Raw genomic sequence first — 17,652 nt, 5'->3', positions numbered from 1 at the left:
CATGGCAGAACGTAAAGAAGGATTATTCAAAATTAACGTTGAAAACTTAGCCCTCGACCAGTACAATCCGAGGTTGTATGGCGAAAGTTCTAAGGATAAGCAGGAAGTTATAATGGAGAAGATTTATGTAAGGGAACAGATAGAGGAACTTGCTAGTTCTTTAGCTGTGAACGGATATTTCGAAGAGGAACCAATAATAGTAGTACCCGATGATGAGAGGGATTTTGAGAATATAAATTCGTCGAACGTCAATTCCTTTAGCTATGTAGTAATTGAGGGCAACAGAAGAACCACTTCAGTTAAATTACTCCTTAAAAAATATAGTTTTGTAGATGATAATTTTCCGAAAATAGAAGCTAAAACTGTCAGGGATAGCTTGAGACAAATTCCCGCGATTATTTATAAACGACGGGAGGACGTAGACACTTATTTAAGTGTCCGACATATTTCCGGCAACAGAAAATGGGATGCTTTTGCTAAAGCGAAGTATATTTTTGATAAAGTGAATTCAATCAATCGGGAATTGCCCGCACCTGACATTGAAAAAGCAATACAGATCCTTGAAACTCGAATAGGTGATCAAAGCAACATCGTTAAAAAATATTATATCTATTTTAAGATATTTCAGGAAATTGACGATCACGTAATAGACTATTCAACAAAGCATATTAAGGATAGATTCTCGCTATTAGAAGTTTCGCTGGCTGCTGGTAACACAAGCGTAGCGAATTACATTGGTCTACCCCCGTTCAAGAAGATTAATCTCAATGGTGATTTAATTGATTCTACACATGTTGACAATTTAAGGGATGTGACGGAATGGATCTTTGGAAAGGACGAGCATGGAAGTGGAAGTTTAATAAATGATTCGCGGCAAATCAACTCATTGCTAAAACCTATACTTCAAAATAAGGAAGCGGTTGAACATTTAAAAACTTATGCTGATTTAGACGGGGCTTACGAATTAACGAACGGAGAGGAAAATTTAGTCGTTGGTAATATAAAAAAAGCTAGCAAGCTATTAGACAATATTTTAGCTAAGGTACCAAAATATAAGAGTCATCCTGATTTCATTAACTCATTAGCCGAGCACCAAGCCAGTTTAGAATCTGTTAGAAAGTTGATGAAATGAAGCTGCCCGTTTTAACCTCTTCAGACGACAACCTAAATTCTTATTGCAATTTCATTGAATATACATGTTTTGTCGACGGATTCATGAAGCACAGTGAATTCGACACGGCCGAAAGCGGACTTAGACTGGACGATCTTATTGCAGAGCTATCGAGAAGGCTAAGATTGTATGGATCTTTCGTGCCTTATAAGCTGGAGAAAAACGAATTAATCTCGCTTTTACCGGACAAGGAAGAGAACCTGCACTATTTTTATTGTCTATATTATGCTGTAAAGGGAGGGAATTCCGTAGCCTTCAATACTAACATTTTCGAGTTAATAACTGACATTAGCCTGAAAAACTATTTTTCTACTAAGACGAGCAAGATTACTTCTGTGGGTGTGACGACCACCAGATTAAAGGCTTCGATTTCAGTGGTAAGAAAAACTATTAAAGAGTCAAAAGGAAACTATTCCACAATAAAAGCTGCCACAAAAGATGGCGGAATTGATATAATCACTTATAAAGCTTTAGACGATAGAGGAAACCAATTAGTCTGCTTAACAGACGCAACCATAGGTAAGAATTGGAAAAGAGAAAAAAAGGTTATTGTTAAACTAAGTCGGTGGAAAGATTGGATTCATTTTAAAGTTCCACCGATAACATGCTTGTCCGTAGTACATGTAATCGATGACGTAGATTTCCATTCAGCATCCCGTGATAACGGACTTTTATTTGATCGGCCGAGAATAATGAGAAATTTCACTCCAGAGAAGAGATTGACCTCAACTTTGAAGAATTGGGCTACCACATTATGAAGTTTATTGATCTATTTGCTGGCCTAGGAGGTTTTCATCAAGCGTTGTCTAAACTTGGGCACGAATGTGTTTTCGCTAGCGAAAAAAAAGAGCATTTAGCGCAGTTATATGAGATAAATTATGGAATAAAGCCGAACCGTAATATAAGAGATATAACCCCAGAGTTTATTCCAGACCATGATATCCTGTGTGCTGGGTTTCCGTGCCAGCCATTTTCTAAGGCCGGGAATATGCAAGGTCTAGAAGATATAAGGAACGGCAGTTTCTTTGACATTTTAGTCGAAATAATCATGCACAAGCGTCCGAGGTATTTCATTTTGGAAAATGTGCGAAATATTGAATCTCACGATGATTTCAAAACTTGGAAATATATTTCTGAAAAATTAGCTGAACTAGGATATCATATAAAAAAAAGCGTTCTATCGCCACATCACTTTGATATTCCACAGCATAGAGAACGGTTATTTATAATAGGTTCTTTAGAGCAGCTAGATCATTTTGATTGGCCACAAAAGATGCGATTAACCCATTCGGTTAGGGATTTTCTCTATCCTAGGGATATAAAGAAGGTTGAGCCATCAAGATTAGAGGTAATTTCTCTGTGGCAGGAATTTTTAGACATATTTCCATCGGAGGTGAAGATTCCCGGTTTTCCGATTTGGTCGATGGAATTCGGCGCAAACTACCCGACAGACATTCCGATTTCCGAACTTTCTAATGAAGAATTAGAAAAATATAGGGGTAGTTTCGGAATTCCATTAAAAGGGATGTCATATATTGAAAAACTTGCGAATCTGCCTTCTTATGCCGTTAAGAATAAGAAACGGAAAGCGTATCCAGAATGGAAGGTTAGATGGATATTGGATAATCGAAATCTTTATAAAAACTATAAGAATGACCTTCAACCGTTAATACCAAAGTTAAAGTCACTCCCGGTTAAAAGCTGGCAGAAGTTTGAATGGAACTGTGGCGACTCCGTGAGAGATATAAAACAATATATTCTTCAATTTAGGGCATCTGGATTAAGAGTAAAAAAAGCCGACTTTTTTCCGTCTCTGGTAACTGTTAGTACGCAAGTACCAATAATAGGGTGGGAAGACAGGTATATTACTCCTTATGAAGCGATGAAGATACAGTCATTTGATGAAATAATTCTACCTGAAGGCAACGGCAGTTGCTTTAGTGCGCTCGGTAATGCGGTTAACGTCCAACTCGTCTTTATGATTGCTCAGAATTTGTTGACTCAACCGGACGTCGGACAATACGGTGCAAAGGTAAATCTTTACGCATGTTGAAAAGCATGACAGTATATCGGCGGAAATTTAGTTTGCTTGAATTTCCGTCCGGCTGCTAACTCAGATTATTTAATGGATGAAAACAAATTTTAAGTTTCCTTATTAATTAAATCAATCTTTCAGGTACCGCGTTCTCGAAAGTATCTATTAACCGAATATCAATCGCCGGAGTGGATGATGTTTTCTTAAGTTCGGCATATTTTATAGCGACTTTATCACCAAGTTTGATATTGCCCCATTTACTCCATCCATGTTCAAACTGATGTACGTTTAGATAGAACTGATTATTTGATAAATCTCTTGCGAACATATACGACGACATACCAAAGTTACCTTCCGGCAAGTTGTATACTTTAACTATCGTATAGCCATCGGCTTTAAGTTCTTGGATGTGTTCCAAATCATAAACCTCTTCTTTGTCTGGGGTATACCAGCGAGACATTCTGAGTGGATTAGTGCTAGCTTTAAACTTGATTGAATAGAGTTTTTGTAAAAAAAGCTTGTTTTCAGAGGAGTCAATCGACTGGTCTCTAAGGTTCAAAATAATATCGAAGAAATGATCGGCGATAAATTTAACGTATTGATATAAGAAACTTTCTGAATACGGAGGCCTGTCACTACCAATATAGATTAAATCCTTCAACATTTTATTAGCTTCGGTACACGCTATTAAAGGATAATTTTGGTTTTTAAATATTTCATTAAAAATGGTGATTACTTCATTGTAGGCGTTTTGAATATCCTCTGGCTGTTTGCTTAGTTCAACACTTCGTTTAAAGGCGGAGGCTCTGTACGTGCCCATAATTACAGACCAATCCGTATCTGTTGTCCACTGATTTGTTTCGTTTATAATTTTATTGTACTCGCCTAAGAACAGCAGACACAAAAAATGAAGTTTTGTAAGGGACGCCGCAAATTTTTTCGATGATTTTCCTGGTCTATTGAAGCCATATTGGATTAAACTATCAAAAATAGGCAATGCACTCGGATAATCTTTTTTATGAAAATAGTTTAGAGCTTTGGCCATCAAATATCTAGGGTTAGCTGGGTCAAAACTAATTGCTTTCTCTAAAATCTTATGAGTATTCCCCTCGTCTTGAAGAGCTTGAAGAATTCTTGAAAAATGAAATAATAATTCGTGATTCGTAGAATTATAAGCGATTAGCTCGCTAAACCGGTTCTTTAGCCTCACCAGTTCAGTTTGACTTCTTTTATTATGTGGTCGATTTAGTACTTTATTTAAATCGATAATCAAAGAACGAATTGATTCGGCGATATCTTGCGAGATGAAGTCAGAATCGAACTCATTAATCCCAAGAAGATGATTACGTGTAAGCTGTTCTTGAATCTTGACTTTTCTGTCCTTAATGCTTTGTGAAATTTCGTTACGGATGGATATATTTCGAGGGTTAATTAATAAAAGGTCTCTAATTGAATCACTTAAGTTATACAGGTCATTCCCAGTCTCATTAGTCGATCGAACGATGAGACTGGTTTTAGATAACTCATTTAACGATTCGGAAATCTGTTCATTGGAAAATTCCAAAAGGTCAATGAGTTCTGATTTACTAGACTCGCCTATGACGTATATTGCTTCCAAGATTGCGATTGAATCATTTGATAAGGACTCAATCAGGTTTGTGTACGAGAACGAAGCTATGTCTTTTTGTGAGCGATTAATTGAGCCAGAAATATCCACTCCCTTTAGGTAAAGGTCTATTGTCAGTCGGATGGCAAGTGGATTATTATTGGCCTTTGTCGCTATTAGTTCTAGATCTTCTTGACGGAAATCACTAATTCCCCGACGTTTGAAATAGCTTCTACTAAGATTCACCGCGTGTCTCTTTATTAATGTAGATAACGGGACGGTAGTTGCTGAATCAATAGAAATACGACTAGTTACTATAACACGCCATAGAAGGGGTAGACATTCATTAAATTCTATAAATTCCCGCTGAGAATGAATTAACAATGTTTCCAGATTGTCTATGCAAATCAAGATTTTCTCACTTGCCAGTATTTCGCACGCGCTTTCGAAATCAATGAACTGCCTATCGCTATAAAGTGATGATAGATCTTCGCGAATGGAGTTTTTGATTTGATCTATTCCATTTATGGCTTCGATTACTTCGATACCATCCGCAGTCAATCGCTCGTTTTTTAAGGTGCAAAACACGATAGCATCAACCTTACTATTCCATTCTGGACTTAAACTGATATCCTTTAGAAACTGAAGTATTAATGCAGTCTTTCCCACTCCACCAGGTGCAACCAGAGCGATCAAATTATTTCGGGCCTTGGATAACGTAGTTTCAAGGTCTCTAGTTTCTTTGTCCCTACCAAATAGTCCGGTGATTTCGTGGTCGAAGGTTAGCGGCAGGGTATTTGGAATGGCCCAACTAACATTATTCAGCCACTCTTCTGGTGGAGATGTGAGGTTTTCGGATATTGCCGCGTTTAATGCTTGTCTGACGTCTCCCAGACCGAGTTGTAGAATAAGGGGGTCACTTGCAATAGCTGCAGCTCTAAACCAATAAGCATCTGGAAAAGCTCTGTTTGGATGACTTATCGAATTTCGTATGTCAAATATATTCATGAACATACAGAAATTTTTAAGCGTAAGCATTTTACTCTCATATGACGTGCCTCTAACTGAGTCAATTGCGAGGTTAAAAATTTCATCAAGGTAGCTTGACTCAACAAGAAAATTGATGTTGTTTCGATCGACGTTTCTTCCCTTAGCCAGTTCTCTGGTGGCTATTGAATCAATATTTTGAGACGTCAATGAGTCGATATCGTCTGCATTCAAGACGTAGTCGCCCAGGGCTGTTTCAAGCGAATAAATAATCATTGCGCTTTTTATACGAAGTATTTGTTCGGAGTCCATTAGATGTGGCTGAAAGATGCAAGTTCGATCACTTGGCTGTTGGAATTGAGACGCTTGCTAAATATTTATTGATAAATATAATGATGAAAATGAAAAAACAAAAATTTATAAAAGTTCTCCGTATCCAGAAGGAATAGCTAATCGCGTCATCACATGTCTGAGGGGATTAAATGTTATGCACTAGACAAATTCCATCCCAGACATCATATTTGACCTATTAGAATATCGCCTTTTGGTATGCTAATAAAATTGGTTAATACTTATATTTAAACTAATTTATTTAGCGTATATTTGCCTCTACTTAATTATTTGTGCTATGAAAGAGATCACGCTGTTCAAGAGAGGGGCTGCTACAAGCCTTATTCCGCTGTTTGCCGAGAAAGTGAATGCAGGTTTTGAAAGTCCAGCCGCTGACTACGAGGAGGCTCGGATTGATTTAAACGACTATGTATCCCGATACCCAGAAGCCACGTTCTTTGCCAAAGTGGAAGGCGACTGCATGATAGGATCAGGTATATTCCCTGATGATCTTCTTGTGGTCGACCGCTCCTTAAATGCACAGTCGGGCGATGTGGTAGTGGGCACGTTAAACGGCGAGTTTGTACTCCGTTCTTTCTTTAAAAAAGGCTGCCAGGTTTTCCTGATGCCGGATAACAAATATTATAAACCCATCGAGCTCACCGAGCATACAAAGTTTGAGATTTGGGGCGTAGTGCCATATACAATTTACAATCAGAGAAGGAGAAACGGTACTCGCGTTAATAGATTCGAACAACTTTTACGTTAGTGCTGAGCGGGTGTCGTCAACGGGTGGAAATGAAAAATTCTGCCAACGGCACATCCGCTGGAGCTATTTCCTCTACTTACCCAAAATGTATTTCAGCCATGAGCGCTTAATGTATTGGTTATACAAATTATGAGTAAAGTAATCAATATTTTGAAAACTAAAACCAATATTTGTATAACTTGTGCAGATGACTTCGCTCCCGTCTAATCCTGCATTACCAATACATTTACTGGCTTCGTGCTTCAATAACACGTCAGCCACCTATAAATTCTATTGGTTTATTTCTTTGATTGAAGCAGTGGAGGACGGTGATCATCATATAAACAAGCAGGTCCTTTTCTCTAGAATGATCGCTAGCGCCTGGTATACAGTCAACTATTTTAGCGTGAGCTTTGGCAAGCAGGATCAGTTGCAACGTGCTATAGAGCGCATGGTCGAAATTGAAGGATTAAGCATAGACGCCAAAAAACAAACAGGTTTATGGATAATATTCAGCCGCTGATTACAATAGCGGGCAATAATGGGTTTCAATTTATATGATAAAAAGACTTTTCTTACTTCTTACGCTAATCATACTGAGCTTTATAAGCGGCATACCAATTAACGGGCAATGGGGTATGGTTTATGATTGGGAGCTGACAGGTTTCAGCTTGATTGCCAAAGATGGAATAACACTTGATACGGCTATGTGGCTATTAACAATTATCGCTCATATTGGAATATTGATACTGCCCTTTATCCTGAACAAGTCGTTTTACTTACCACTGCTTTTCCTCTTGCCATTGATATTTGTAATATCTTTAGTTGTGGTTAACTTCTTTTTGTTTTTTGCGCTTATTCCGTTTCTAGTATTGTGGATAATTGCGGTGAGGTTCGCTATACGGCAGGTAATTGAATAATTAAAGTTAAATGAAGTTAAAATGGTTTTTAATGACAGCCTTGGTGCTTTCCACCCTGTCAACACAGGCGCAGAGTGATCTGAAGCCGTTATTCAAAAAGCTCCGCGATATTATTTTATCTAAAGATGCTTCATACCTTAATAAGGAAAGCGTAAGAAAGCCGGTTATTATGTTTTCTTATGCTATTGGAACCGATGAGCAGGGGAAGATAGACACCATTGCATTCTCCAATTCAATCCATCCGAGGGACGCGGAATTTATGCAGTTAGACAAGTTAAAGGCCGATCTAAAAAAGGAAAATTTCGTGTTAAAAGACCATACAAACTCCTTACTTATGGGAAGTGTGCTCATTGCAAACGGCGAACACCAGGAGCTAACCGCGAGCGCAATACATTGGGCCTGGCCAAGACTTTATTATGATATAACACCACTTATCGGCAAAAGGAAACTAGTCCCGATTGATCCGATCATTTCGCTTTTTTATTTTACGAAGATTATGCATTAGTGTTGATTTTAGAAGTGGTTAAAACACATCTGTCACACCGAACATCAATATAATTAATAGCACTTTCGTAACTAATACGACTTGCTACGCATCCGCTGATTAAGATATTCCTGCATCGAGCTAACGTCTTTGACCGGGGCGGGCTCTGGAATTTTGAAAAGTTCATCATCAATTGTCATTTCCACCAGGTCATCTATCTTAAAGAGTATGTAAGACTTACCTGCTTCACCGTCCGTTTGTAACTGACCAAAAAACGCCATGATATTTATCTTCTCTTTTGGTGAAACCAATCCGTTAAGTGGCGACACCAAGCCAATGCTGTCTGTGGTGTAATAGAACGTGACCTCCTCTCCGTTTTTATCAATCGCTTTTCCGGTTGAACACACATAACCGGCAATTTTTTCTTTATTGTCTCCGCTCAGTCTAACTTCCGGGAGCCAATTGGCTAAGGCAAGCATTTTATAGCAGATATCAGAACTTGCTTTTAGAGGTAGCCGGTAAATTGTGTCGTTCTTTGCGTTGCCAGCGTAAATCATGGTCATTTTAGATTCCCAGTCGATCAGATATTTGACCGATGACGTTTTCACTTCAGCGATGTGTACGTTACTACCGCTCATCGTAGTATCTGTTTTCACATCATCATTCCTTTTTACAAGTTTGCCCCCCTTGAGCTCGAGCTCATTTTGACTAAGCACCAGCTTATCTTTTATCAAGTACGTCTTTCCAAAGGGGTCAAACGCATTTGAGCGTGTCTCCAGTGTCAATTTCTCCCCCGCCTGATATGTTCGGGTAACTATTTTTGCTGCACCGTTTCCAAACGTCTTGTAATTTTCAGGCGTCTGTGCCTGGGTTGATGTGGTGTTGAGAATGAATGATAGCGGCAAGAGCAGGAGCGCTATCAATGAGTAGAATTTGTTCATACCCTAAAGACGCATTCGTTGGAAAAAAGGGGTAGTGCACTATTTTATTTGTTTTTATGCACTATTTGTGTGTTCTTGCTAAATTGTAGTCATGAAAACGCTCCAATCCAAACTGTATCTACTAACGGTCTTAGTCCTATGCACCTTCTCAACGCAGGCACAAACTAATTTGTTATGGGAAAAGCTACACGAAATTATTATTCCTAAAGACCGATCTTATCTGGAACGCGAAAGTGTAATAAAGCCGGTTATAATGTTTTCCTACGCGATTGGGACAGATAAACATGGTAAAATTGACACCATTGTTTTTTCCAATTCAATACATCGGAGGGATGCGGAATTTATGCAAATGGATAGGGCAAAAGAGGCTTTAAAAAAGGAAAATCTTCATTTCAAAGCCGACAAAAACACCTTGTTTCTGGGCAATGTACTCATAGCGAATGGCGAACACCAGGAGGTAACAGCAAACGGAATATACTGGGCCTGGTCGAGACTGTATGAGGATATAAAACCATTGATTGGTAAGAAAAAACTTGTCCTAATGAATCCGATGTATTACCTCTTTTATTATAAGAAGATTATGCATTAGTGTAACTGATCCCGACTAGGATATTTCATTTTTACTCCTGGAATCAAATAAAGTTCCAGCAGCTCATCGCTTTCATATTCAAAAAGACTGTATTTCACGGCTCTCAGGTAGTCCAATTTACTGATTACATACCTGTCTCGCGCGCCAGAATCGTGAGGTGGAATGTATTGATAGTTGATGTACTGCTTGCTAAGGCTGTCTGCATTTGTAGTAATCTCTTTATTTATGTAGGCTAAATAGACCTGTTTATTTGTCTTGATGTCTTTAACGGCGCTTCCGTAGTCGCTTTTCTTTAATTCTTCAGCAGCCAGTTTCTTCCGCTCTTCTGCGGAATTTGTCCGCGTCCTCGACATAAGGCCATCATATTTATGCTTTTTAGGTAACAAGCCGAAGATTGTTGCCTCGGGATTGTCTTGGTTACTTCTGTCCTGAGCTGTTGTAGTGGACACAGCAAGGCAGGTTAATATGAGCAGGCTACAGAAGAGTGCTTTCATAAAAGAGCTTTTGAACGTTAGCCGAATGTAGGTATTTTTTTAGTAGCAGCGGGAATATTTCCTTAACTTGAAGTCCTGATTTCGCTTCAATAACCGAATTGCTCTTTCATGTGTTTCTCAAAAGAATCCATTAAAAGGGATTTTAGCGGGTTCATTTTCTTTACGGGAATCCCACCGTATAATGGCCTGTCCTCATAATTAACCGAGCCACATTTATGTTCAATATCACAATCTGCCTCATAACACCACCTGGCAAACGTAATACTTCGATGCCGGGCATAAGCATCATCGGGATAACAAAAATATAGTAAAGCATTTTCGCCGTGCCTATCGAAGAAATCACCTATGAGTTTTATAATAGTGTTTTTTATTTTATAGTCATACCGGAACTTAAACTTTTTAGCGGCATAACTTCCATCACGTTCAAAACCAAAGCTATAAACGATATGATCGTTTCCATCTGAATCATAAAGACTGTAATTAGTAAAGAAGGCTGTATATTTTATACCAGAATCTGTCCTAAAATGGTAACCGGATTCGTCTACGGTAAGCCTATATTGGGAAGGCAAATTTTATACCTTTTAATTTAGACACATCTTCGCCTTTTTTGATTGCTTCGACAATGCGTTTTTTATCTTCGATCATCTGAACAAAAGGACTCCCAGATGAGGCTTTATCTTTAGTTGACCGATTTTTAGAAACGCTCTTCATAGCTCAAAGATTAAATGAACACAAATATAATTATAATAACATAATTTATCAAATAGCAACAATGTCTGTGCCACCATATAAAATGACGTTGATACCCAAATTGGCCTATTGACAAGAAAAAACTTGCGGACTTCTGATCGAATTCTTCAGACTATCATAAGAAGACTTGAGCTGTAAGGTAAACCCTCCTCACAGCTTTTGAACGTTACGGTTATGCATCAATTTCTTAGTAGCAACGGGAATATTTTCCTTAACTTGAAGTCCTGATTTCACCCTGATTCAATCAAATCTGTGATATGAAAACGCTTATTGCTCTTCTCGGCTTCTCTTTGCTCGCTTGTAGCAGCTTATATGCTCAGGCTCAGGCCCAAGAGGAAGAGGTCTATTATTTCGTAGACACGATAAATGTGAACCCTGCCAACAGGGTTGTTTCCATTGGCATGACTGGTCCTCCTGGTGGAAATCGACAACGATACTACACGGTGCACTGCAGATGTTTAACGAAGAATGAATATGTGTATCCGATGTTTTATCATCCCATCGATCGTCGGCAGCCGGAAGTGAAATTGAAGGATTTGCCCACGGGAAGATATTTATCCTGGAAGGAACTGGAGAATGGGCTTTACAAGCATCAGCAAAATTTCGACAGTTTTTATGCGCTCACCATCGTTGAAAAATTGCCGGACGGTATGTATATAAAAAACAAGGTAAGGCTTTTTATAGTCAAGCAAGTAGTGACGGAATGATTGTATTTTAAGCTTTAATTGATGACTTCGAACTTAAAGATGAAATTGCCCATGAGAATAATTCATTCAAACCTCACTAATGATGCGCGTTAACCCACTGGTGATATGGCTCTAATAGCGTAAGCTTTCGGTTTTGGTCTCTGGCCGAAAGTACCGGCCAAAGGCTTTTAAAATCCGCTTCGAAAGTATTTTTGTCCATCTTGGTATGACGGGCGTTCGTAAATAGAATTGGGAACAGTATAACCTCGTTCTTATAACTTTTTACATCGGACAGGTTTTTAGCTATGCTAGCTTTCATCCTTTCGCTTGGTTTTAAAGCAGCCTTTAGCCTTGCACGCATATTTTCGGAGAAATAAACGGTATCGACCAATCCCACAGCATTGAATGAGACTGCGACTGATAAAAGAAAGACATTGTCTTCAGGGGCTTTGATTAGCGAATCGAGCAACGCAGTGGTTCGCATAGCTTTGATAATGGGCAACCGCACATCAAAAGGTCTTTTGGTTGGTTTAATGGTATCAATGACAATTTCCTGCTGGTGATCGACCCTTTCGCTTACCTGACTAAATACCAGCTCCCAGGAGAAGATTAAGAATAACAAGAGGAAGACCTTCTGCATAACTCGTTTAATTTAATCATTTTTTAGATGTGTCGCACATATTCTATAACTTGTACTCATGACTTCGCTCCTATTCATGAAAAATCTCATATTAATTGTTGGTCTCGCCGTTATAAGCTGGACTGCTTCAGCGCAACGGATAGCTTTAGCTGGCGGTGCCAGTTTACAACTACCTAAGAAAATGCTGAAGGCTTCTGAAGCGAGCGTTCGTTCGCTGGTCAAGGAAAGATATGCCGCAGCGGAGAGTTTGACTCGGTTAGTTGGAAACAATCCTGGTAAAATCTACATGGCAGGTGATATACTAGTTTTCCTAAACTCAGCGGTTATCGAGAGAGATCCTAAGCTTCTAGAAAAAACAAAACTTGCCAGCGAGGATATGGAACAACAGATCAAAGGTTTCTCTCAAAAAATCGAAAGCATCGGAGATAAAAGGGTGCTTGTGGTAGACCATATATCTGAAGGAATACATTTATACCGCTACACCACAATGAACGAGGCCGGAGATTTGGTGGTCAACGGCTTTGTTCAGTACAAACCCGGACAAGAATCAACGGCAAGAGCCGTTCTTGTAGGTGTGATAAATGGTATAAGTTTTAAACTGTAAGGGAATGAACTGGAGAATGGGCTTACAAGCATCAGCAAAATTTCGACAGCTTTTTACACCTTTACTGCGGTTGAAAAACTGCCAGACGGCATGTATATAAAAAACAGGGGCAGGCTTTTTATAATTAAGCAAGTAGTGACGCATTAATCAGTAATCAGTTGGAAGAAGTTAGTCACATCGCCACTCCACGGAGCAGCGATGCGAAACGTACGGCTGTCGCTTTCGCTGCTGCGATTTCCTGATTTAGACAATACCTTCCAACTGTAGGCACGATCTGCAGGCAGATCTACCATCGTTTCAGTAAGGTCTGTTTTGATCACCCAGCCTTCGTCGGATGATATGTCGCTAATGTATAATTCATAATCGGTGGCCTCGGTGGATGCTTCCCATCGAAAATGAACTTTACTTTTGCCGTCTCGCAGCTCGGTAATGTCAACCACCTGTTCGTGCTCTGGCAAAAGCAGCGTTGTTTTGCCGGGCGAGGGTGGCGTGGGGAATGGGGTGCTGTCCCACATTCTTTGTTTAGTGCAACTGGCCAATAGCAGAGCCAGTACTAACATGCAGTATGCGATCTTCATGGTATTCTTTTGGTGTAAAAATAGAGCCAGGTGAAGTACCGGGAAAGTGGAAATAGACTCAGGTGCCCGATTTGTAGACTAGCAGGCTTATGGGCTGCTTCGTCTACAAAATCCGGATATTCATCTATTTTATGCCTAATGCGCCCCGCTACGCGCATGAAGTTTTGTAACTTGGTTTATGCTTAGCTTTTTCAGAGACCGTTTTGACAGGTATGCCCGTATAGAGCTCTTTTTTTTCGCAGTGATATTTATCGGTTTAAATGTGCTGTATAATCTGGAGCATTCCTATAAATTTCCTGCTTCCGTGAGAATGAGTCCCAATGTACCGGCCCTGCTGTACCATGCTTCTATGAACTTCCTGCTCTACATCATGTACTATTGGTTGTTGCTCAAAAGACTGATCATGATGGAGCGATGGGTGATGGCCGGACTGAGCGCCATCGTTTTCTCGGCAATCAAGAGCCTGTACGATAAATACCTTGTCACTTTTTTGGCCAGCCAGACAGACTGGTTTGGTGTAAGAGAACAGCAATTTTCTGGGAGCCGGTTTAAGCTGATTGGTTTCCATATTGATTTCGCTTATGCCATGAACTCGAGTTTCCTGATCATGGTAGGCTGCGCGTATGTAATCAAGTCTATACAGCAAAAGGAAGTGATACAACAGATAAAACACAGTAAGCTTCTTTCGGAACTGGTTTACCTGCGGGCCCAATTACAGCCGCATTTCTTTTTTAACACGCTTAATAACATATACGGCATGGCCATAAAGCAGTCGGAAGCCACGGCACCGATGATCTCCAGGCTTTCTGAGATGATGCGTTACATTATCTATAAGGCCGATGGCGAGCAGATTTCACTAAGCCAGGAGGTCGACTTTATAAGCAACTACGTAGAAATTGAACGGATCAGGTATGCGCAGGAAACGGACATCAGTTTTGAGACGCAGGGCAATATAGACCTTTACCAGATAGAGCCGCTGCTGCTTTTACCTTTGGTAGAGAATGCTTTTAAACATGGCCTGGGTGATGGAAGCAGCCAGGGAAAGGTAAGCATACTTTTATGCGTGTATGACGGTCAAATTCATCTTGAACTGGAAAACAGCCTGGCACAGAATACAAAGCCGGCAGAAGGGGGTGTTGGACTGTCTAATCTGCGAAAGAGGCTGGCATTGCTCTATCCGGGACGTCATGAGTTGATCATAAAAAATGATGGAAATAGTTATTTTACGAGTCTAAGCCTTTTTGCATGAAGATTGCCTGTATCGTGGTAGACGATGAACCCATTGCCAGGGAGGTACTGGAAACTTACATAGACAAATGCCCAGAGCTTAGCTTGGCCGGGAGCTGCGCCACAGCGTTAGCTGCTTTCGACCTGCTGCATAGCGAACCTGTGCAGTTGATGTTCCTGGACGTAAAGATGCCCGGGATGAATGGGATTGAATTTTTGTCGGCACTGAAGCATCCGCCCAAGGTAGTTTTTACTACAGCGTACTCGGAATATGCTCATGCCGCGTTTGAACTGGACGCGGCAGATTACCTGCTGAAACCAGTTACCTATGAACGATTCTTAAGAGCGATCCGCAAGGTGTTAATGACTGGTGAGGGCCATATTCCGGCTGAGAAACGCTACACTTATTTCCGGGTATCAGGAAAAATGCTGAAGATTGAGCATGAAAACCTCACTTATGTGAAAGCAGTTAAGGATTACATCCTATTGCGAACTACGACGGGGAGCCACCTCTGCCATATGAGCATGAAAGCTGTGGAGCAGTTGCTTCCTACCGCGGAATTTACAAGAACGCACCGTTCGTACCTGATTAATCATGAGCATATCCAGGAGATCAGGAATACTGTTTTAAAGATAGCCGGAGAAGAGATCCCGTTGGGTGAGTCTTACAGGGAAATGGTACTTCAGAAGCTTTTGAGTAAAGTGTAGGTGTGAGGGCCGCAATAATTGTGTTAACTTGTACGCATAACAGGTACACCAATATTGAGCGCTTATTTACCGTATGACAGATTTTAATGGATATATTCAAACGATAAGGCTGGCAGCAAAGGATGCCCTGCCAGAGGGATACCCTTTCAATATTCCAGTGATTGAAAACTTCAAGGAGTTAAGGCTGCATCCGAAAGTTACTTACTTGATCGGCGATAACGGTATGGGCAAGTCTACCCTGCTTGAGGCTATTGCGGTCGGACTAGGCTTTAACGCCGAGGGCGGCACAAAAAACTTCAACTTCAGCACACAGGCTACGCACTCGAATCTGCATAACTATCTGAAGTTTACTAAGGGCGCACATCAGCCAAAAGATGGTTTTTTTCTGCGAGGCGAAAGCTTTTACAATGTAGCTTCGGAGATTGACCGGATCGGCGATGGCATTCATCAGTGGTACGGCGACAAATCACTGCACGAGCAATCGCACGGCGAATCTTTCTGGGCCTTATTTATGAACCGCTTTGGCGGAAATGGTGTTTATATTTTGGACGAGCCGGAGTCTGCCCTGTCTGTAACCCGGCAAATGGCGCTGCTGGCACGCATGAATCACCTGGTGAACAAGCGATCGCAATTCATCATCGCCACCCACTCTCCTATTGTGCTGGCCTATCCCGATGCGGATATTTATCAGTTGACGGCTAGTGGCCTTGAAAAGGTGCCGTATAGGGATACGGATATCTATCGGCTTTACAAAGGTTTTCTTGACAATCCGGAAAATGTGACAAGACTTTTGCTGGAAGAAGAGGAGGAAACCTCGCCATGAAAAGGTCGTTGAATGAAAAGAGAACGCGGTTTGGGCTGAGAATAGACCGGGTAGCTATATTAATGATTGTACTGATATTGCTATGTTCTGGCATCATTTTAAACCTGCGTTATTTGGCGGGTTTTACCGATTTATACGCACCTCTGATCCCGGCAGGTAATTACACTCCACACCTGTCAGCCGCCGCCTTTACTATATTTCTATTTTGGTTAACATTGACCGAAGTAAAGAAAATGATGGTCGTAAAAATACTGTCTGATGAAGCAATAGAAGTCCGAACCCTTACCAACAGGTTTGTGATTAAGAGAGGGAGCCCTTTGTTAAAAGAGGATGCTTTACATATCAGTAAAGGCCGCGACAACCGGGTAATTCACGTGGCTGAGGGTAAACGCGAGTTTCATATCTCGCAATTCTATCTTATGAGATATAATGTGCTTCGGGATTTTCTTATCAGGCATGAATTTCTGATTCCGCTAAAGCCCGACTTCGACTGATTTTATGACTGATTTTAACGGATACATTCAAACGATAAGGCGGGCAGCAAAGGATGCCCTGCCGAAGGGCTATCCATTTGACATTTCTGTAATAGAGAACTTTAACGAGTTGCGGCTGCATCCGAAAGTCACTTACCTGATTGGCGAGAACGGTATGGGCAAATCTACTTTGCTTGAGGCCGTCGCGGTTGGCCTTGGCTTTAATGCGGAGGGCGGCACCAGAAACTTCAACTTCAGCACGCAGGCAACGCACTCGAATCTGCATAACTATCTAAAGTTTACCAAGGGTGCACATCAGCCAAAAGATGGCTTTTTTCTGCGCGGAGAGAGCTTTTACAATGTGGCTTCGGAAATCGATGAACTTGATAAGCAAAAGCCATTTGAGCCTTTAGCCGGTGCGCCAATCATTAACTCTTACGGCGGCAAATCTTTGCATAAGCAATCGCACGGCGAATCTTTCTGGGCCTTGTTCATGAACCGCTTTGGCGGAAATGGTGTGTATATTTTGGACGAACCCGAGTCTGCCCTGTCTGTAACCCGGCAAATGGCGCTGCTGGCACGCATAAATCATCTGGTGAACAAACGATCGCAATTCATCATTGCCACCCACTCTCCTATTGTGCTGGCCTATCCCGATGCGGATATTTATCAGTTGACGGCTAGTGGCCTTGAGAAGGTGCCATATAGGGATACGGATATCTATCGGCTTTACAAAGGTTTTCTTAACAATCCGGAAAATGTGACAAGGCTTTTGTTGGAAGAAGAGGAGGAATATAATTCGTGATTCCGCTTGCGGGTACTGGCATACTATTTCATGCTTGCTTCGACTTCACATAT

22 protein-coding genes are annotated in these 17,652 nt (G+C 40.7%); 15 read left to right on the top strand and 7 right to left on the bottom strand.

Translation table 11 applies throughout. From position 1 onward, the window contains the following. Window position 1 precedes the first annotated feature (1 nt). From J3P40_RS17130 to J3P40_RS17120, 3 genes are all read left to right on the top strand, one after another. The gene (locus J3P40_RS17130) at window positions 2-1,132 is read left to right on the top strand and encodes a ParB N-terminal domain-containing protein (protein ID WP_256007495.1); all 1,131 of its coding nucleotides are present in this window, start codon (window positions 2-4) and stop codon (window positions 1,130-1,132) included. Window positions 1,133-1,215: 83 nt separating this feature from the next. Then, window positions 1,216-1,929 carry a hypothetical protein gene (locus J3P40_RS17125; RefSeq protein ID WP_256007494.1) on the top strand — a complete coding sequence of 238 codons (714 nt, stop codon included), beginning with the start codon at window positions 1,216-1,218 and terminating at the stop codon, window positions 1,927-1,929. Continuing rightward, window positions 1,926-3,224: a DNA cytosine methyltransferase gene (locus tag J3P40_RS17120; RefSeq protein ID WP_256007493.1), complete on the top strand. Its 1,299-nt coding sequence runs from the start codon at window positions 1,926-1,928 to the stop codon at window positions 3,222-3,224. Before J3P40_RS17125 ends, J3P40_RS17120 begins: the two co-directional genes overlap by 4 nt. Window positions 3,225-3,330: 106 nt before the next feature. Here J3P40_RS17120 and J3P40_RS17115 read toward each other — a convergent pair whose 3' ends face one another. Continuing rightward, a complete protein-coding gene (locus tag J3P40_RS17115; protein ID WP_256007492.1) occupies window positions 3,331-6,075 on the bottom strand; it encodes an ATP-binding protein in 2,745 nt (914 codons plus the stop codon). Window positions 6,076-6,427: 352 nt separating this feature from the next. Here J3P40_RS17115 and J3P40_RS17110 point away from each other — a divergent pair, with 352 nt between their 5' ends. From J3P40_RS17110 to J3P40_RS17095, 4 genes are all read left to right on the top strand, one after another. Continuing rightward, on the top strand, window positions 6,428-6,898 hold the full coding sequence (locus J3P40_RS17110) for a LexA family protein (protein ID WP_256007491.1): 471 nt from the start codon (window positions 6,428-6,430) through the stop codon (window positions 6,896-6,898). Between the two features lie 187 nt (window positions 6,899-7,085). After that, complete coding sequence (locus J3P40_RS17105) at window positions 7,086-7,400, top strand: hypothetical protein (RefSeq protein ID WP_256007490.1); 315 nt, start codon at window positions 7,086-7,088, stop codon at window positions 7,398-7,400. Between the two features lie 34 nt (window positions 7,401-7,434). Next, window positions 7,435-7,797, top strand: coding sequence for a hypothetical protein (locus J3P40_RS17100; protein ID WP_256007489.1), 363 nt, complete (start codon window positions 7,435-7,437; stop codon window positions 7,795-7,797). A gap of 10 nt (window positions 7,798-7,807) precedes the next feature. Then, the gene (locus J3P40_RS17095) at window positions 7,808-8,302 is read left to right on the top strand and encodes a hypothetical protein (RefSeq protein ID WP_256007488.1); all 495 of its coding nucleotides are present in this window, start codon (window positions 7,808-7,810) and stop codon (window positions 8,300-8,302) included. 71 nt (window positions 8,303-8,373) lie between these two features. Here J3P40_RS17095 and J3P40_RS17090 read toward each other — a convergent pair whose 3' ends face one another. After that, window positions 8,374-9,222 carry a hypothetical protein gene (locus tag J3P40_RS17090; RefSeq protein ID WP_256007487.1) on the bottom strand — a complete coding sequence of 283 codons (849 nt, stop codon included), beginning with the start codon at window positions 9,220-9,222 and terminating at the stop codon, window positions 8,374-8,376. Window positions 9,223-9,571: 349 nt separating this feature from the next. Here J3P40_RS17090 and J3P40_RS17085 point away from each other — a divergent pair, with 349 nt between their 5' ends. Then, window positions 9,572-9,811, top strand: coding sequence for a hypothetical protein (locus J3P40_RS17085; RefSeq protein ID WP_256007486.1), 240 nt, complete (start codon window positions 9,572-9,574; stop codon window positions 9,809-9,811). Here J3P40_RS17085 and J3P40_RS17080 read toward each other — a convergent pair. The 3 genes from J3P40_RS17080 to J3P40_RS17075 all read right to left on the bottom strand — a co-directional run bounded on the left by J3P40_RS17080 (window position 9,808) and on the right by J3P40_RS17075 (window position 11,016). After that, on the bottom strand, window positions 9,808-10,305 hold the full coding sequence (locus J3P40_RS17080; RefSeq protein WP_256007485.1) for a hypothetical protein: 498 nt from the start codon (window positions 10,303-10,305) through the stop codon (window positions 9,808-9,810). The genes J3P40_RS17085 and J3P40_RS17080 overlap by 4 nt on opposite strands. A gap of 86 nt (window positions 10,306-10,391) precedes the next feature. Next, window positions 10,392-10,874, bottom strand: coding sequence for a DUF6169 family protein (locus J3P40_RS17850; RefSeq protein WP_370687735.1), 483 nt, complete (start codon window positions 10,872-10,874; stop codon window positions 10,392-10,394). Further along, window positions 10,858-11,016 (bottom strand): hypothetical protein, encoded by a 159-nt coding sequence (locus J3P40_RS17075; RefSeq protein WP_256007484.1) that lies wholly within the window; start codon window positions 11,014-11,016, stop codon window positions 10,858-10,860. The genes J3P40_RS17850 and J3P40_RS17075 overlap by 17 nt, the downstream gene beginning before the upstream one ends. 296 nt (window positions 11,017-11,312) lie before the next feature. Here J3P40_RS17075 and J3P40_RS17070 point away from each other — a divergent pair, with 296 nt between their 5' ends. Then, entirely contained in the window at window positions 11,313-11,762 is a 450-nt protein-coding gene (locus J3P40_RS17070) for a hypothetical protein (protein WP_256007483.1), read from the top strand. Between the two features lie 76 nt (window positions 11,763-11,838). On the opposite strand, the gene J3P40_RS17065 is transcribed toward J3P40_RS17070, so the two are convergent. Further along, window positions 11,839-12,381, bottom strand: coding sequence for a hypothetical protein (locus J3P40_RS17065; RefSeq protein ID WP_256007482.1), 543 nt, complete (start codon window positions 12,379-12,381; stop codon window positions 11,839-11,841). Between the two features lie 76 nt (window positions 12,382-12,457). On the opposite strand from J3P40_RS17065, the gene J3P40_RS17060 reads away from it, so the two are divergent. Next, window positions 12,458-12,985: a hypothetical protein gene (locus tag J3P40_RS17060; protein WP_256007481.1), complete on the top strand. Its 528-nt coding sequence runs from the start codon at window positions 12,458-12,460 to the stop codon at window positions 12,983-12,985. A gap of 143 nt (window positions 12,986-13,128) precedes the next feature. On the opposite strand, the gene J3P40_RS17055 is transcribed toward J3P40_RS17060, so the two are convergent. Beyond that, on the bottom strand, window positions 13,129-13,500 hold the full coding sequence (locus J3P40_RS17055) for a hypothetical protein (protein ID WP_256007480.1): 372 nt from the start codon (window positions 13,498-13,500) through the stop codon (window positions 13,129-13,131). Window positions 13,501-13,741: 241 nt separating this feature from the next. Here J3P40_RS17055 and J3P40_RS17050 point away from each other — a divergent pair, with 241 nt between their 5' ends. The 5 genes from J3P40_RS17050 to J3P40_RS17030 all read left to right on the top strand — a co-directional run bounded on the left by J3P40_RS17050 (window position 13,742) and on the right by J3P40_RS17030 (window position 17,599). After that, window positions 13,742-14,812, top strand: a complete 1,071-nt coding sequence (locus J3P40_RS17050; protein WP_256007479.1) for a sensor histidine kinase — start codon at window positions 13,742-13,744, stop codon at window positions 14,810-14,812. Continuing rightward, window positions 14,809-15,498, top strand: coding sequence for a LytR/AlgR family response regulator transcription factor (locus tag J3P40_RS17045; protein WP_256007478.1), 690 nt, complete (start codon window positions 14,809-14,811; stop codon window positions 15,496-15,498). Before J3P40_RS17050 ends, J3P40_RS17045 begins: the two co-directional genes overlap by 4 nt. 73 nt (window positions 15,499-15,571) lie before the next feature. After that, complete coding sequence (locus J3P40_RS17040) at window positions 15,572-16,321, top strand: AAA family ATPase (RefSeq protein WP_256007477.1); 750 nt, start codon at window positions 15,572-15,574, stop codon at window positions 16,319-16,321. Further along, window positions 16,318-16,815 (top strand): hypothetical protein, encoded by a 498-nt coding sequence (locus tag J3P40_RS17035; RefSeq protein WP_256007476.1) that lies wholly within the window; start codon window positions 16,318-16,320, stop codon window positions 16,813-16,815. Before J3P40_RS17040 ends, J3P40_RS17035 begins: the two co-directional genes overlap by 4 nt. A 4-nt stretch (window positions 16,816-16,819) precedes the next feature. Continuing rightward, complete coding sequence (locus J3P40_RS17030) at window positions 16,820-17,599, top strand: AAA family ATPase (RefSeq protein WP_256007475.1); 780 nt, start codon at window positions 16,820-16,822, stop codon at window positions 17,597-17,599. Window positions 17,600-17,652: the final 53 nt, after the last annotated feature.

The sequence above is a fragment of the Pedobacter deserti genome (assembly GCF_024436415.1).
GTDB classification, from domain to species: domain Bacteria; phylum Bacteroidota; class Bacteroidia; order Sphingobacteriales; family Sphingobacteriaceae; genus Pedobacter; species Pedobacter faecalis.
The sequence above is the reverse complement of the archived record's forward strand: the minus strand, read 5'-3'. Positions and strand labels throughout refer to the sequence as shown.